The organism is Halopseudomonas sp. L-58 (assembly GCF_056859475.1).
In genome coordinates this window covers 1-14,548 of the sequence record NZ_JBSXON010000071.1, presented here as the reverse complement: position 1 = coordinate 14,548, position 14,548 = coordinate 1, and the positions used below count along the sequence as shown (strand labels likewise).

Sequence of the window (14,548 nt, the reverse complement as noted above, 5' to 3'; positions counted from 1 at the left end):
TGGGCGGTATTGTACGATTGTGCCGGTAAGCCGTACAGCCCGCGCGGCAGTGCGGTGGGTGAGAGACGCAGAAACAGAAAACCCGGCCGGAGCCGGGTTTTCCCAAGTACCTGGAGGCTTACAGCAGAGTCCAGGTGTAACCAACAATCAGGCGGTTCTCGTCGACGTCGCCGCCGTCGAGGTTGGCATCCTGACGGATGGTGGCGTTACGCCAGCGCACATTCAGACCTTCCAGGAAGCCGTTCTGTACGGTGTATTGCAGCTCGGTGTTACGCTCCCAGCGGGAGTCGCGATCAATGCCGACATAGTCGGTATCGATGCTGCTGCTGGTGATGTAACGGGTCATGAAGCTCAGGCCCGGGATGCCCATGCCGGCGAAGTCGTAGTCATAGCGAGCCTGATACGACTTCTCGTCCTTGGCGTTGAAGTCAAGGTACTGGATGGAGTTGGCCAGATAGATGTCGCCATCGGTGCAGTAGTAGCCAGCATCACCGCGCATCTGCTGGTAGGCAACGCCGAACGCATGGTAGCCGGTGTTCAGGGTAACCGACAGGGACGCGGCCTGGTTGTCTACTTCATCGCCGTCGGTACTGTCTTCGTCGCAGGTGTCATAGTACGCCAGGCTGGTGCTCAGGCTGGTGCCTTCGCTCAGCGGCAGGGTCCAGTCGGCGCCCACGAAGTAGCGATCATAGAAGTCTTCGGCTTCTGCACCGTACAGCGAGACGCTGAGGTTGTCGTTGAAGCTGTAGGTACCGCCAGCGTAGGTCAGGTTCTCGTCTTCACGCAGCGCGCCATCGGTTTCGCTGGAGTCGTTCATCTCGCTGCGATCAGTCAGGCGACCGGCTTCGACGAACAGACCGTCGATGGAGCTGTTGGTGATGCTGTAGCCTTGGTAGTGGTTCGGCAGCAGACGGGCGTCGTCGTAGTAGGCAACCGGGTTTTCCGGCAGATGGACGCCATAGCGTACAACGGTGTCTTCCAGAATGGCGACTTTCACAGCGCCGCGGATTTCCGAATATTCATCCTTGGCTGAACCGTCATCGTCCAGCTCAAGCAGGCGTGTGCCGGAACGGCCGCGACCGCTGTCCAGCTTGATGCCCTGCATGGCAAGAACGTCGGCACCGAAGCCGATCGGGCCCTGGGTGAAGCCGGACTGGAAGTTCAGCAGGAAGCCGGTAGCGGTCTCGTCTGCCTTGCTCTGGCCGGCAGTGTTGTCACGAAAATCGCGGTTGAAGTAAACAGTGCGGTTGCTCAGGGTGGCGGAAGCGCCTTCCACGAAGCCTTCGCCCTCTGCCATTGCCTGGCTTGCAATCAGGCCGTTGCCAGCGGCAACTGCCAGTGCGAGCGTACTCTATTTAACTGCGTTCTTCATTGGTGTGCTCCTTTGATATAAAGAAATCCTTTAGGCTCTAGCGGCCTGGTTTCTTGTTTTCGCTCTATATTTAAGCACCGATGTGCCAAAGGCGAAAGCAAGCGCCTTAAAAAACAGCGTTTTGTCGGGGAATGTTTATAAAATATTGCGCCACAAATGGCGATACCTTGTGTGCATTTTTTTATACGCAGTGTGCGTAAATACCGGAAAAGCGTTTGATTTATCCCTGTTTGAGACGTTTTTAAAGTTTATTGATTCTGAGGCGGATTCGGATGTTTGAATTGCATGCACAGCTGCAGAAGGACTGTGTGGTTGTTGGAGACTTTACGCTCTGTCGTGTGTTGCTGTTGAACGACAGTCAATATCCCTGGTTTATTCTGGTGCCGCGGCGGGCGCAGATGCGTGAGGTTTTTGAACTTGCCGACGATGATCGGGCTCAGTTTCATCGGGAATCCGATCGGTTTGCCGCATTGCTGGCGGATAACTTTGCAGCAGACAAACTGAATATTGCTGCCTTGGGTAATATGGTGCCGCAGCTGCATGTTCATCACATTGTGCGATATCAAACGGATCCGGCATGGCCGGCCCCGGTGTGGGGCAAGTTGCCTGCCAAGCCTTATGAAGCCGCGGCGCTGCAAGCAGTTCTGGATAAGGTGAGGATTGCTCTGCGCGGCGAATGCGGGTTCGTTGAGGAGGAAAAATGACGCAGGATCAATTGGTGGCAAGGGTGGATGAGCTGGAAACGCGACTGGCGTTTCAGGATGACACCATTCAGGCGTTGAACGATGCGCTGGCGGCGCAGCAGTTTGAGCTGGATCGCCTGCGCCGCTCGCTGGAGCTGGTGGCCAAGCGGCAGGCTGATCTGGCGGCGCAGATCCCCGGCGACGCCGGGGAGGAAGCACCGCCGCCCCATTACTGAGGCGAAGTGTTCAGCGCTTGCGCTCGTTGAGGATGGTGACATCCTCGGCCTGCAGGCCCTTGTCGCGATTGGCAACCACGTAGGACACGCGCTGGCCCTCCTGCAGGGCTCGATGACCTTCGCCCTGAATCGACCGGAAGTGGACAAAGACATCGCCGCCGTCATCGCGGGTAATAAAGCCGAAACCCTTGCTGGTGTTGAACCATTTGACAGTGCCGTTTTCTCGTCCGCTGCCACCGTTGCTGGATGCTTTGGGCTTGGCTGTCTTTTTGGCCGGTCGCGGGGCGCGTTGAATGGCAGCCAGTTCCTGCACCAGTACGATCAGGGTATGCAGGCAGACGCCGGTAATGGCGGCGCTGAGTGCCCAGATGCTCCAGTCGGCAAACAGCGGGTGGATCAGCAACGCGCCGAACGGGATGCACGCGGAGACGATCAGCAGGGCCGAGCCGACAAGGGCAACGCCGCCGGCCATGCCGCGGTCTGCTGTTCGCTGCTGGGCGAATTGCTGCAGGTTGATCAGGCCGGTCAGAATGGCCTGCAGGCCAGGGTAGCTGATCGGTGCTGACGGGGTCAGGAACGGGACGCTGGCGAACAGGCCGGCCAGCAGGGCGGCAGCACCGATGAAAAGGTGCAAATAACGAAGGGTCTTCAAGAGGCTCACCGTAAATAGAGTGCTGTTGGTATTGTGATCATGCTGCTTGGTGCGGCTCATAGCTTGAGCCGCCGGGGCACTCTAACCTGAAAACGCCCGGCCTCCAAACGGAGTCGGGCGTCCGGTTGCCGGGGCTGTCGACCTGATCAGCTTTCCAGCAGGCTGCGCAGCATCCAGGCAGTTTTTTCGTGGGTTTGCATGCGCTGGGTCAGCAGATCGGCCGTGGGTTCGTCATGGGCCTCGTCACATTGCGGAAAAATACTGCGCGCGGTGCGTACGCAGGCTTCGTGACCTTCGACCAGCAGGCGAATCATTTCCTTCGCTTCCGGTACTCCTTCTTCTTCCTTGATGCTGCTCAATTCGACGAACTGGCGATAGGTACCCGGCGCCGGGAAGCCCAGTGTGCGAATGCGCTCGGCAATTTCGTCGACTGCCAGTGCCAGTTCGGTGTAGTGGGTTTCGAACATCAGGTGCAGGGTCTGGAACATCGGGCCTTTGACGTTCCAGTGAAAATTGTGGGTTTTCAGGTACAGGGTGTAGGTGTCTGCCAGCAGGCGTGACAGGCCTTCAGCGATTTGCGCGCGATCAGTTTCGGTAATGCCGATATCGATTTTCATTTTGGCTCCTTGCTTGTATTGCTGTTTGTACCGCTGCGGCGCTGCTGGATGTGTCGTCGCTGCGGTATATCTCTTTACTCCGATGTCCACCATCGCCAGAGGTTCCCCGGTGCTGTGAGCATGCCGGGGCGGACTCCCTAGCGGGGCAAGTTTCCGGTATAGTATGGCGTTTTGTTTGGGTGCCTTGCGCGTGTACCGCCGCAACGCATCCTATCGCAACGAATTTGCCGACCACAGGAAGCACCATACCATGATGCGTAGCCACTATTGCGGCCAGCTGAACGAATCGCTGGCGGATCAGGAAGTAACTCTTTGCGGCTGGGTTCACCGTCGCCGTGACCATGGTGGGGTCATCTTCCTTGATATCCGTGATCGCGAAGGCCTGGCCCAGGTGGTGTTTGATCCGGACCGCGCTGAAACCTTTGCCAAGGCTGACCGTGTGCGCAGCGAATATGTGGTCAAGGTAACCGGCAAGGTGCGCCTGCGTCCGGAAGGTGCACGCAACGCCAACATGGCGTCGGGCGCCATCGAGGTACTGGGCTACGAGCTTGAGGTGCTGAACGAGGCCGAGACGCCGCCGTTCCCGCTCAACGAATATACCGACGTGGGCGAGGAAACCCGCCTGCGCTACCGCTTTATCGACCTGCGTCGCCCTGAAATGGCCGAGAAGTTGAAGCTGCGTTCGCGCATCACCTCCAGCATTCGCCGTTACCTGGATGACAATGGTTTCCTCGATGTGGAAACCCCGATTCTGACTCGTGCCACCCCGGAAGGTGCGCGTGACTACCTGGTGCCGAGCCGCACCCATGCGGGCAGCTTCTTCGCCCTGCCGCAGTCGCCGCAGCTGTTCAAGCAGTTGCTGATGGTTGCCGGGTTCGACCGTTACTACCAGATCGCCAAGTGCTTCCGCGACGAAGATCTGCGCGCAGACCGTCAGCCGGAATTCACCCAGATCGACATCGAGACCAGCTTCCTCGATGAAAAAGACATCATGGATATCACCGAGACCATGGTGCGCAACCTGTTCAAGGAAGTGCTGGATGTCGAGTTTGGCGAGCTGCCGCACATGTCACTGGCCGAAGCCATGCGCCGTTTCGGCTCCGACAAGCCCGACCTGCGTATCCCGCTGGAGCTGGTGGATGTTGAAGATCAGCTCAAGGACGTCGAGTTCAAGGTGTTTGCAGGCCCGGCCAATGATCCCAAGTGCCGCGTGACCGCGCTGCGCGTTCCGGGCGGTGCGAGCATGCCGCGCAAGCAGATCGACGACTACACCAAGTTCGTCGGCATCTATGGTGCCAAGGGCCTGGCGTACATCAAGGTCAACGAGCGCGCAGCAGGTGTAGAAGGCTTGCAGTCGCCGATCGTCAAGAACATCCCGCTGGACAACATCAATGTGATTCTGGATCGCGTTGGCGCGGTTGATGGCGACATCGTGTTCTTTGGCGCAGACAAGGCGCGTATCGTATCCGAGGCACTGGGCGCGCTGCGTATCAAGCTCGGTCACGATCTGAATCTGTTCACCTGCGAATGGGCGCCGCTGTGGGTGGTCGACTTCCCGATGTTCGAAGAGAACGACGACGGCAGCCTGACCGCGATGCACCACCCGTTCACCGCGCCCAAGTGCACACCTGCCGAGCTGGAAGCCAATCCGGCTGCTGCGCTGTCGCGTGCCTACGACATGGTGCTGAACGGTACCGAGCTGGGCGGTGGTTCCATTCGTATCCACGACAAGACCATGCAGCAGACCGTATTCCGTGTGCTGGGCATCAGCGAAGACGAGCAGCAGGAGAAGTTCGGCTTCCTGCTGGATGCGCTGAAGTACGGCGCGCCGCCGCACGGTGGTCTGGCCTTTGGTCTGGATCGTCTGGTCATGCTGATGACCGGCGCGCAGTCGATTCGTGAAGTGATTGCCTTCCCGAAAACCCAGAGCGCTGCCTGTGTCATGACCCAGGCGCCGGGTGAGGTGGATAACAAGTCGCTGCGTGAGCTGCACATTCGTCTGCGTGAACAGCCCAAGGCTGAGTAAGTTCCTTGTCCCCGCAGTGCCGTTGGCTCGGCGGGGATTCTGCTATCTGGAGTTGGTTTTATGGCCGGTCATTCAAAATGGGCCAATATCAAGCACCGCAAGGCGGCTCAGGATGCCAAGCGGGGCAAGATCTTTACCAAGCTGATTCGTGAGCTGACCGTTTCCGCCAAGGTCGGCGGCGGTAACCCGGCTGACAACCCGCGTTTGCGCGCGGCGGTCGACAAGGCGCTGGGCGCCAACATGACCCGTGACACCATCGATCGCGCCATTGCTCGTGGTGCCGGCAGCAACGATGCCGACAACATGGAAGAGCTGACTTACGAGGGTTACGGTGCCGGTGGCGTGGCAGTGCTGGTCGAGGCGATGACGGACAATCGCAACCGCACGGTCAGCGAAGTGCGTCATGCGTTCAGCAAGTGCGGCGGCAATCTGGGAACCGATGGCTCTGTTGCGTATCTGTTTACCCGGCGCGGTCAGTTGACGTTTTCTGCCGATGCGGATGAAGAGTCGCTGATGGAAGCGGCGCTGGAGTCGGGCGCGGAAGATTTCGTCACCAACGATGACGGCTCCTTTGACGTGTTCACCAGCTTCGAGGAGTTTGGTGCGGTGCGCGATGCCCTTGAGGCGGCGGGCTTTGCCCCGGAATCGGCGGAGGTCACCATGGTGCCGTCGACCCAGGCCGAGCTGGATCTGGATACGGCGCAGAAGGTGGTCAGGCTGATCGATATGCTGGAAGATCTGGACGATGTGCAGAATGTCTATTCCAATGCATCGATCTCCGATGACATCATGGAACAGCTGGGTTGAGCCGGCGCATACTGATGCAGGTAAGGGAGGCGCGGGCCTCCCTTTTTTCTATGGCCCGCATGCTGACGGATAACACATGGCGCTGATACTGGGGATTGACCCCGGCTCCCGGATAACCGGTTTCGGTATTGTCCGCCACGCGGCTGGCCGTCAGGAGTATGTGACGTCCGGTTGTATCCGGGTGGGCGATGGTGCCTTCCCGGAGCGCCTGCAGAAAATTTTTCACTATCTGTCGGAGCTGATTGGTCAATACCAGCCTGATGTGGTCAGCATCGAGCAGGTGTTCATGGCGCGTAATCCGGATTCTGCCCTCAAGCTGGGTCAGGCGCGGGGGGCGGCTATCGTTGCTGCGGTCAATGCCGGGTTGGCGGTGCACGAGTACAGTGCGCGCCAGGTCAAGCAGGCGGTAGTCGGCACCGGGGCGGCTGACAAGAAGCAGGTGCAGCACATGGTTACCCAATTGCTGGGCCTGGGCGGTACACCGCAGGCCGATGCTGCCGATGCGCTTGCGATTGCCCTCTGTCATGCCCACATGAGCGGTGTGCAGCAGCAGCTGGGCAATGCCGCGCTGGCGATGCACGCCGGCCGTGTGCGCCGTCGTTGATCTGACTTTCAGGGAGTAGCACTGGTGATAGGGCGTTTGAGCGGGATTTTGCTGGAAAAACAGCCGCCACATATTTTGCTGGATGTGCAAGGGGTTGGTTACGAGCTGGATGCGCCGATGAGCACGTTTTATCAATTGCCGGCGCTTGGCGAGAAGGTAACCCTGCATACCCATATGGTTGTGCGTGAGGATGCGCAGTTGCTCTATGCCTTCGCTGACAAGCGCGGGCGAGAGCTGTTTCGCGAACTGATCCGGCTCAATGGCGTGGGTCCGAAGCTGGCGCTGGCGCTGATGTCGGGCATGGAAGTTGATGAGTTGGTGATGGCCGTGCAGCATCAGGATGTCAGTGCCCTGGTGAGGGTTCCGGGGGTTGGCAAGAAGACTGCCGAGCGACTGTTGATCGAGTTGCGTGATCGCTTCAAGGCCTGGGACGCGCTGCCGGGTGCAGTGTCTCTGGCGGCCCCGTCGGGTATCGCCAATGCGCCGGTCAAGCCAAGTGCCGACGCGGTCAGTGCGCTGATTGCCCTGGGCTACAAGCCGCAGGAGGCCAGCAAGGCGGTTGCGGCGGTCGAGGAAGACGGGCTGAGCAGTGAAGAGTTGATTCGCCGTGCGCTCAGGGGCATGGTGTAGCGCAGATCCGGTGCAGAACTGGTTGCGTTCCCTTTGAATGGATAAGACATGCTGGAAGAAGATCGCCTGATCGCGGCAACGCCCAGGCAGCAGGAAGAAGTCATTGACCGCGCGATTCGGCCGCTCAAGCTGGCGGAATATATCGGCCAGCCGACCGTGCGTGAGCAGATGGAATTGTTCATCAAGGCGGCCAAGGGCCGTGGCGAGGCGCTGGATCATGTGCTGATCTTCGGGCCGCCCGGTCTCGGCAAGACCACGCTGGCCAATATCATCGCCCAGGAGATGGGTGCCAAGATCAAGAGCACCTCCGGACCGGTGCTGGAGCGCGCCGGTGACCTGGCTGCACTGCTGACCAATCTGGAAGCGGGCGATGTGCTCTTTGTTGACGAGATTCATCGCCTGTCTCCGGTCGTCGAAGAGATTCTGTATCCGGCGATGGAAGATTATCAGCTCGACATCATGATCGGCGAAGGCCCGGCTGCCCGTTCGATCAAGCTGGATCTGCCGCCCTTTACCCTGGTCGGGGCCACCACCCGAGCCGGAATGCTGACCAACCCGCTGCGCGACCGCTTCGGCATTGTGCAGCGGCTGGAATTCTATTCGGTTGCCGACCTGGCAACTATCGTGGCGCGTTCTGCCGCCATTCTTGGTTTGCAGATGGATGACGGCGGCGCGCGTGAGATCGCCCGCCGCTCCCGCGGTACCCCCCGAATCGCCAACCGTCTGCTGCGCCGGGTACGGGACTTTGCCGAAGTGCGCGGTGCCGGTGTCATCAGCCAGGACGTGGCGGATCAGGCTCTGAACCTGCTGGATGTGGACGAGCAGGGTTTTGATCACATGGACCGCCGTCTGCTGCTCACCATGATCGACAAGTTCGATGGCGGGCCGGTCGGGCTGGACAATCTGTCGGCGTCTATCGGCGAGGAACGACACACCATTGAGGATGTGCTGGAGCCCTACCTGATCCAGCAGGGGTTCATCATGCGCACGCCCCGTGGTCGAGTCGTCACGCGGCACGCCTATCAGCACTTTGGTCTGAGACTGCCGCCCCGGATGGCCGGGGCGGCAGCCGATCTGTTTGACGATCCGGCGGCGCCGGACGCGTCCTGAAAAAATATTTTGCATTTTGCCAGGAGACCCACTATGCAAAACCCTTGCTTGGCTCTACATTATGCGCGTTGAACGTTCTGGGCCGCCGTTCGAGCTGAAAGCCCGCGTCTACTTTGAAGATACCGATGCCGGTGGCATCGTCTACTACGTCAATTACCTGAAGTTTATGGAGCGTGCGCGGACGGAGCTGGTCCGTACTCTGGGCTTTGATCAAAGCGCTCTGCAGAGAGAAAACGTCATTTTTGTTGTGCACTCTGTCACGGCGCGTTATCACGCGCCCGCACGATTGGATGATGAACTTGTCGTAACTGCGACTGTCTTGGAAACCAAGCGAGCAAGTATTCGCTTCCGCCAGAGCGTGACTCGGGCGGGAGAGTTGTTGTGTGAAGGTGAGGTGCTGGTCGCCTGCGTCAGCGCCGACCGCTATCGCCCGAGAGCGATTCCCGAAGCCATGCGTACGGCATTCGAGAACACCGCCCGGGCCGAGATCAACGGGTAATGAGTCAGAAATTTGATGGACAAGCGAGGAGTAGCTGAGCGTGCAGGCTGACCAAATGTCGATATGGCACCTGGTGTCCGGCGCCAGTGTGCTGGTGCAACTGGTAATGTTGTCGCTGCTGGCGGCATCGGTGATGTCGTGGGTGCTCATTTTTCAGCGCGGCAGCGTCATGCGCGGCGCCAAGAGTGCACTGGACGATTTTGAAGACCGCTTCTGGTCCGGTGTCGATTTGTCCCAGCTGTACCGTCAGGTCACCGGCTCCCCGGATGAGAACTCGGGTCTGGAGCAGATCTTTCGTGCCGGCTTCAAGGAATTTTCACGCATGCGTCAGCAGTCGGGAGTAGATCCTGATGCGGTGATGGACGCAGTGCAGCGCGCCATGCGTGTTGCCATTTCGCGCGAAGAGGAAAAGCTTGAGCAGCATCTGCCGTTCCTCGCGACCGTCGGCTCAACCAGTCCGTATGTGGGCCTGTTTGGTACCGTTTGGGGGATCATGAACTCCTTTCGCGGGCTGGCGACCGTGCAGCAGGCGACACTGGCGACCGTTGCTCCGGGTATCGCCGAAGCGCTGGTGGCGACTGCCATCGGCCTGTTTGCGGCGATCCCCGCGGTGGTTGCGTACAACCGCTTCTCCGCCCGTTCGGAAATGCTGATCGGCCGCTACTACACCTTCGCAGAAGAGTTTTCCAGCATTCTGCACCGTCGCGTTCACGCACGCGAGGAGTAAGCGGAGTCGTTATGGGCATGCACATGCAGGGGCGGCGACAGAAGCGCAAACCCGTCGCGGAAATGAACGTGGTGCCGTACATCGACGTGATGCTGGTGCTGCTGGTCATCTTTATGGTAACCGCGCCCATGCTCAACCAGGGTGTAAAGGTCGATCTGCCGCAGGTATCCAGTGAGGTTCTGCCGTCTGACAGTAATCAGCAGGTGTTGACTCTGTCGGTGCTGGCTGATGGTACCTACTACTGGAACCTGGGTGAGAGCGTGGATACCGAAAATCATTCCGACAGCGTCGTATCGCTGGCCGAAATGACCGAAGGTGTCACCAAGATCATGACCGCCAAACCGGACACGCTGGTCTACATTCGGGGTGACAAGAACGCCAACTATGGCGTGGTTGTGACCGCCATGGGGGCCTTGCAGCAGGCAGGCGTCCCCAACGTGGGTCTGATTACCGAGGCGCCGTGAGCACGCGATATCAACATCGGCCTACGGCGTCCGAGCGCTACTCGACGCCGTTTTTGAAGGCCGCAGGGCTGCATTTGGCGGTGGCGATTCTGCTGTTCGCTTCATTCAGCAGTGCGCCTGAGTTCGAGCCGGCCAAGCCGATTGTGCAAGCCACGCTGGTGCAGCTGGATTCAATGAGTCCGGCTGTGACGCAGACTGACCAGAAGATTGCCGGCGAGGCGCAGAAGACAGCTGCACCGCGTCATGAAGAAGAGGCTATGGAAGCCCAGCGTCAGCAGCAGCAAGCGGCCGAAGCTGCCCGCGCTGCCGCAGCCGAAAAGGCCAGGGAGCAAGCGCAGGCAGCCGCTGCAGCGGCGGAACGTCAGGCTCAGGCAGAGGCCGATCGCAAGGCGGCAGAGGCGGCTGCTGCCGCCGAGCGACGCAAGGTTGAAGAGGCGAAAAAGGCCGCAGAAGCTGAAGCAGCCCGGCGTGCCGAGGCGGAGCGCAAGCGCGCCGAAGAAGAGGCAAGGCGCAAGGCGCAGGAAGAGGCTCGTCGCAAGGCTGAAGCCGAAGCCGAGCGCAAGGCTGCGGAGGCAGCGGAGCAGCGTCGTCGCGAGCAGGAGCGTCAGGCCAATGAGCGCCGTGCCCAGGAAGAGGCCAAGGCCCGCGCCCTGAGCGAGTTGCTGGCAGAAGATACGCAGTACCAGATGGCCCAGGCTGATCGCAGTGGTGATCAGGTTGCGGCCAGCTACGACGATGTTATTCGTCGCTATGTCAGCCAGCAGTGGCGCCGCCCGCCGACCGCGCGTAATGGCATGGTTGTTGAGGTGCAGCTGAGTATGCTGCCGACAGGGCAGATCACCGATGTGGTGGTCACGCGTTCCAGTGGGGACGCCGGTTTTGATCAGTCCGCCGTACAGGCGGTCAGAAATGTGGGACGCATCCCGGAAATGCAGACACTGTCACGTGACAATCCCGCAGCGTTCGATCGCATGTATCGACAGCGTACGCTGCGCTTCAAACCAGAGGATCTGGCATTCTGATGAAGAGACTGACGCACGTACTGGTGGGCCTGGTTGCCCTGTGTTTTACCCAGCTTCTGCTGGCCCAGGGCGCCATCGAGATTACCCGTGGTACTGACAAGGCCACCCCGATTGCCGTGGTGCCGTTCGGCTGGCAGGGCAGTGCGCCATTGCCGGAAGACATGGCGGACATCACCGCCAACGATTTGCGCAACTCGGGTATGTTTGCGCCGATTCCGCGCGGCAACATGCTCAGCTATCCAACCCGCGACAGCGAAATCAATGCCCGCGACTGGCGCATGATCGGGGCTGACTACGTGGTGGTGGGGCAGGTGTCTGCCACAGGGGCAGATGCGTTTTCGCTGACCTACAGTTTGTACAATGTGGTGCGTGAGCAGGTCGTGCTGACGCGTTCGATCAGTGGTACTCGCACGCAGCTGCGGGATATCGCTCACCATCTCAGTGATGAGGTGTTCAAGGAGCTGACCGGTATTCAGGGCGCTTTCAACACCAAGCTGCTGTACGTGGCGGCCGAGCGATTCTCGGTCGACAACACCCGTTACACCCTGCAGCGCAGCGATTACGATGGCGCGCGTGCGGTGACGCTGTTGCAGTCGCGCGAGCCGATTCTGAGCCCGAGCTATTCGCCCGACGGTGAACGGATTGCCTATGTATCGTTCGAGTCGCGTCGCCCGGAGATTTATATCCACTATATTCGTACCGGTCGTCGTGAACGGATCAGCAGCTTTGAAGGCTTGAACGGGGCGCCGTCCTGGTCGCCGGATGGCTCGCGTCTGGCTTTCGTGCTGTCGCGTGACGGCAATCCGGAAATCTATGTGATGGATCTGGCGAGCAAGCAGCTGCGTCGGGTAACCAACCACTTCGCGATCGATACCGAGCCGACCTGGATGGGTAACGATACGCTGGTGTTTACCTCCGATCGCGGCGGGCGCCCGCAGATTTACAAGCAGAATTTGAGTTCGGGTAATACCGAGCGTTTGACCTTCGTTGGCAACTACAACGCCAACGCCAAGCTGTCCGTGGATGGCCGCACCATGGTGATGGTGCACCGTCAGGAGGGCTACCGTAATTTTCAGATTGCCACGCAGGATCTTGAGCGCGGCAACCTGAGAGTTTTAACAGAAACGTCACTGGATGAGTCCCCGACGGTCTCACCCAACGGCGTTATGTTAATTTATGCTACCCGTCAACAGGGGCGGGGTGTACTCATGCTGGTATCAACAAACGGGCGTGCACGGTCGGTGATACCGACTCAGTTCAACGACCTGCGCGTACCATCATGGTCCCCATACCTGCCATAGGGCGCACCAACACTAAACCATATGGGGTTAATAGGAGTTCATGATGCAAGTTATCAAGTTTGGCAAAGCTGCTGCTCTGGTTGTTGCTTTCGGCGTTGTTGTTGGCTGTTCCTCCAAGGGTGGTGACACCTCTGGCGCAGTTGATCCGAACGCTGGCTACGGTGCAGGCAGCAACGGCGCTGGTATGGACAACGGCATGAACAGCGAAGAAGCTGCTCTGCGCGCCATCACCACTTTCTACTTCGAGTACGACAGCTCCGAGCTGAAGCCGGAAGCCATGCGCGCTCTGGACGTTCACGCCAAGGACCTGAAAGCTGCTGGCAACCGCGTTGTTCTGGAAGGCCACACTGACGAGCGTGGTACTCGCGAGTACAACATGGCTCTGGGCGAGCGTCGTGCGGCCTCCGTACAGCGTTACCTGGTTCTGCAGGGCGTGTCTCCGGCTCAGCTGGAACTGGTATCCTACGGCGAAGAAAAGCCTGCAGCGATGGGTTCTACTGAAGAAGCCATGGCTCAGAACCGTCGTGTAGAGCTGCGCAAGTAATAAAAGAGGTCTTATGAAGGGTTATAGAGGCATCGTAATGGCCTTGGCACTGTCGCCGCTGGCGGCAGTTGCCCAGGTTCCGGTAATGGAAGGTAGTTCGAGCAATGCGTCGTCTGCCAGTTACGGGGGTTCCTCTGTGGCCCAACAGGCCCCGGCTGGCCTTTCAAGTGAAGGCCAGCTGTTTCAACAGCTGTATCAGCTCCAGCAGGAAGTCACTCTGCTGCGGGGCATGCTCGAAGAGCAGAATTACAAGATCAAGCAGATGGAGCAGGACCAGCTTGATCGTTACCAGGATCTTGATCGCCGTCTGTCCGGCATGACCTCCGCTCCGGCTCCCGCCGCTGCTGGTGGCGCCTCGACTGACCGTGATAGCGCAGCAGCGCCTGCCGATGCGCCAGCGGCGAGCGCCGCTCCGGCTGATCCCGAGCAGGAAAAACTGCTGTATGACGCGTCCTTTGACCTGGTCAAGGCGCGGGATTTTGACAAGGCTGCACAGGCCTTCAATGCTTTCCTCAGGCGTTATCCGAACAGTCAGTATGCAGGCAATGCACAGTACTGGTTGGGTGAGGTCTATCTGGTTCAGTCTGACCTGGAGTCCGCCGGCAAGGCGTTTGCCCAGGTAATCAGCCGCTATCCGAATCACCGCAAGGAGTCGGATGCGATGTACAAGCTGGGCGACGTCGAGCGTCGGCTTGGCAATAACGACAAGGCGCGTGATCTGTTTCAGCAGGTCATCAGCAAGTACCCCGATTCGTCGGCGGCCCAGTTGGCCGGTCGTGAGCTGAATACGCTCAACTGATGATGCGGTCGCTGGCCCGTCGATATGTCTGTGCAAAAGCGCCCCGTGGGCGCTTTTGCATTTCTGCCCGGAGGTTTCATGAGTAATGCCAATCCTGCGTCAGAAGCGCCTGCCGCTGTTGTGCTGTTGTCCGGCGGCCTGGATTCGGCGACGGTGCTGGCAATGGCTCAGGCGCAGGGGCTGCGGTGCTACACCATGAGTTTTGATTATGGTCAGCGTCACCGCGCCGAGCTGCAGGCGGCCGAGCGGGTGGCGCGAGCCGCTGGCGTGGTCGAGCACAAGGTCATTGGCATGAATCTAGGTGGCATAGGCGGTTTGAACCGCCCCGGGTTTCGCGGAGGCTGTTTGGTTTAAGTCAAGCCGCCACCTTGGAAGCCTGACTGGCTAGTTGCCGATAGTAGTTTGCCTCAGCCTCTGCCGGCGGTATATATCCGATGGGTTCGAGCAGTCGCTGG

At 59.5% G+C, this 14,548-nt stretch carries 17 protein-coding genes and 1 pseudogene; 15 read left to right on the top strand and 3 right to left on the bottom strand.

The features are described 5' to 3' along the window. Window positions 1-118: 118 nt before the first annotated feature. Complete coding sequence (locus AC13EY_RS12865) at window positions 119-1,297, bottom strand: OprD family porin (RefSeq protein ID WP_335600075.1); 1,179 nt, start codon at window positions 1,295-1,297, stop codon at window positions 119-121. Window positions 1,298-1,644: 347 nt separating this feature from the next. Here AC13EY_RS12865 and AC13EY_RS12860 point away from each other — a divergent pair, with 347 nt between their 5' ends. Both AC13EY_RS12860 and AC13EY_RS12855 read left to right on the top strand, forming a co-directional pair. Next, entirely contained in the window at window positions 1,645-2,076 is a 432-nt protein-coding gene (locus tag AC13EY_RS12860; RefSeq protein WP_335600074.1) for an HIT domain-containing protein, read from the top strand. Beyond that, window positions 2,073-2,291, top strand: coding sequence for a SlyX family protein (locus AC13EY_RS12855; RefSeq protein WP_088275553.1), 219 nt, complete (start codon window positions 2,073-2,075; stop codon window positions 2,289-2,291). Before AC13EY_RS12860 ends, AC13EY_RS12855 begins: the two co-directional genes overlap by 4 nt. Window positions 2,292-2,301: 10 nt before the next feature. Here AC13EY_RS12855 and AC13EY_RS12850 read toward each other — a convergent pair whose 3' ends face one another. Both AC13EY_RS12850 and AC13EY_RS12845 read right to left on the bottom strand, forming a co-directional pair. Continuing rightward, the gene (locus tag AC13EY_RS12850) at window positions 2,302-2,943 is read right to left on the bottom strand and encodes a cold-shock protein (RefSeq protein ID WP_482877294.1); all 642 of its coding nucleotides are present in this window, start codon (window positions 2,941-2,943) and stop codon (window positions 2,302-2,304) included. Window positions 2,944-3,089: 146 nt separating this feature from the next. Next, the gene (locus tag AC13EY_RS12845; protein WP_088275548.1) at window positions 3,090-3,560 is read right to left on the bottom strand and encodes a Dps family protein; all 471 of its coding nucleotides are present in this window, start codon (window positions 3,558-3,560) and stop codon (window positions 3,090-3,092) included. A gap of 250 nt (window positions 3,561-3,810) precedes the next feature. Here AC13EY_RS12845 and aspS point away from each other — a divergent pair, with 250 nt between their 5' ends. From aspS to AC13EY_RS12780, 13 genes and pseudogenes are all read left to right on the top strand, one after another. Next, a complete protein-coding gene (gene aspS, locus AC13EY_RS12840) occupies window positions 3,811-5,586 on the top strand; it encodes an aspartate--tRNA ligase (protein WP_228246393.1) in 1,776 nt (591 codons plus the stop codon). 60 nt (window positions 5,587-5,646) lie between these two features. Next, window positions 5,647-6,393: a YebC/PmpR family DNA-binding transcriptional regulator gene (locus AC13EY_RS12835; RefSeq protein ID WP_228246392.1), complete on the top strand. Its 747-nt coding sequence runs from the start codon at window positions 5,647-5,649 to the stop codon at window positions 6,391-6,393. 76 nt (window positions 6,394-6,469) lie between these two features. Continuing rightward, a complete protein-coding gene (gene ruvC / locus AC13EY_RS12830; protein ID WP_482877291.1) occupies window positions 6,470-6,997 on the top strand; it encodes a crossover junction endodeoxyribonuclease RuvC in 528 nt (175 codons plus the stop codon). 24 nt (window positions 6,998-7,021) lie between these two features. Next, complete coding sequence (ruvA, locus tag AC13EY_RS12825) at window positions 7,022-7,627, top strand: Holliday junction branch migration protein RuvA (RefSeq protein WP_088275542.1); 606 nt, start codon at window positions 7,022-7,024, stop codon at window positions 7,625-7,627. 48 nt (window positions 7,628-7,675) lie between these two features. Next, window positions 7,676-8,737: a Holliday junction branch migration DNA helicase RuvB gene (ruvB, locus tag AC13EY_RS12820; protein WP_088275540.1), complete on the top strand. Its 1,062-nt coding sequence runs from the start codon at window positions 7,676-7,678 to the stop codon at window positions 8,735-8,737. Window positions 8,738-8,798: 61 nt separating this feature from the next. Further along, complete coding sequence (gene ybgC, locus AC13EY_RS12815; RefSeq protein WP_088275538.1) at window positions 8,799-9,236, top strand: tol-pal system-associated acyl-CoA thioesterase; 438 nt, start codon at window positions 8,799-8,801, stop codon at window positions 9,234-9,236. A gap of 55 nt (window positions 9,237-9,291) precedes the next feature. Further along, entirely contained in the window at window positions 9,292-9,963 is a 672-nt protein-coding gene (tolQ, locus tag AC13EY_RS12810) for a protein TolQ (protein ID WP_233049252.1), read from the top strand. 23 nt (window positions 9,964-9,986) lie between these two features. Beyond that, window positions 9,987-10,427 carry a protein TolR gene (gene tolR, locus AC13EY_RS12805; RefSeq protein WP_088275732.1) on the top strand — a complete coding sequence of 147 codons (441 nt, stop codon included), beginning with the start codon at window positions 9,987-9,989 and terminating at the stop codon, window positions 10,425-10,427. Beyond that, window positions 10,424-11,449, top strand: a complete 1,026-nt coding sequence (tolA, locus tag AC13EY_RS12800; RefSeq protein ID WP_285677963.1) for a cell envelope integrity protein TolA — start codon at window positions 10,424-10,426, stop codon at window positions 11,447-11,449. Before tolR ends, tolA begins: the two co-directional genes overlap by 4 nt. Further along, complete coding sequence (gene tolB / locus AC13EY_RS12795; RefSeq protein ID WP_269687791.1) at window positions 11,449-12,750, top strand: Tol-Pal system beta propeller repeat protein TolB; 1,302 nt, start codon at window positions 11,449-11,451, stop codon at window positions 12,748-12,750. The genes tolA and tolB overlap by 1 nt, the downstream gene beginning before the upstream one ends. A gap of 43 nt (window positions 12,751-12,793) precedes the next feature. After that, entirely contained in the window at window positions 12,794-13,294 is a 501-nt protein-coding gene (gene pal, locus AC13EY_RS12790) for a peptidoglycan-associated lipoprotein Pal (RefSeq protein WP_228246385.1), read from the top strand. 13 nt (window positions 13,295-13,307) lie between these two features. Beyond that, window positions 13,308-14,093 carry a tol-pal system protein YbgF gene (gene ybgF / locus AC13EY_RS12785; RefSeq protein ID WP_228246384.1) on the top strand — a complete coding sequence of 262 codons (786 nt, stop codon included), beginning with the start codon at window positions 13,308-13,310 and terminating at the stop codon, window positions 14,091-14,093. A 78-nt stretch (window positions 14,094-14,171) separates the two neighbouring features. Next, window positions 14,172-14,408: pseudogene (locus AC13EY_RS12780) on the top strand (7-cyano-7-deazaguanine synthase); the annotation flags it as partial. Window positions 14,409-14,548: the final 140 nt, after the last annotated feature.

Coding starts and splice junctions, on each gene's coding strand:
- AC13EY_RS12865 (WP_335600075.1), bottom strand. CDS start 1,297: ATGGCAGAGGGCGAAGGCTTCGTGGAAGGCGCTTCCGCCACCCTGAGC.
- AC13EY_RS12860 (WP_335600074.1), top strand. CDS start 1,645: ATGTTTGAATTGCATGCACAGCTGCAGAAGGACTGTGTGGTTGTTGGA.
- AC13EY_RS12855 (WP_088275553.1), top strand. CDS start 2,073: ATGACGCAGGATCAATTGGTGGCAAGGGTGGATGAGCTGGAAACGCGA.
- AC13EY_RS12845 (WP_088275548.1), bottom strand. CDS start 3,560: ATGAAAATCGATATCGGCATTACCGAAACTGATCGCGCGCAAATCGCT.
- aspS (WP_228246393.1), top strand. CDS start 3,811: ATGATGCGTAGCCACTATTGCGGCCAGCTGAACGAATCGCTGGCGGAT.
- AC13EY_RS12835 (WP_228246392.1), top strand. CDS start 5,647: ATGGCCGGTCATTCAAAATGGGCCAATATCAAGCACCGCAAGGCGGCT.
- ruvC (WP_482877291.1), top strand. CDS start 6,470: ATGGCGCTGATACTGGGGATTGACCCCGGCTCCCGGATAACCGGTTTC.
- ruvB (WP_088275540.1), top strand. CDS start 7,676: ATGCTGGAAGAAGATCGCCTGATCGCGGCAACGCCCAGGCAGCAGGAA.
- ybgC (WP_088275538.1), top strand. CDS start 8,799: ATGCGCGTTGAACGTTCTGGGCCGCCGTTCGAGCTGAAAGCCCGCGTC.
- tolQ (WP_233049252.1), top strand. CDS start 9,292: ATGTCGATATGGCACCTGGTGTCCGGCGCCAGTGTGCTGGTGCAACTG.
- tolR (WP_088275732.1), top strand. CDS start 9,987: ATGCAGGGGCGGCGACAGAAGCGCAAACCCGTCGCGGAAATGAACGTG.
- tolB (WP_269687791.1), top strand. CDS start 11,449: ATGAAGAGACTGACGCACGTACTGGTGGGCCTGGTTGCCCTGTGTTTT.
- pal (WP_228246385.1), top strand. CDS start 12,794: ATGCAAGTTATCAAGTTTGGCAAAGCTGCTGCTCTGGTTGTTGCTTTC.
- ybgF (WP_228246384.1), top strand. CDS start 13,308: ATGAAGGGTTATAGAGGCATCGTAATGGCCTTGGCACTGTCGCCGCTG.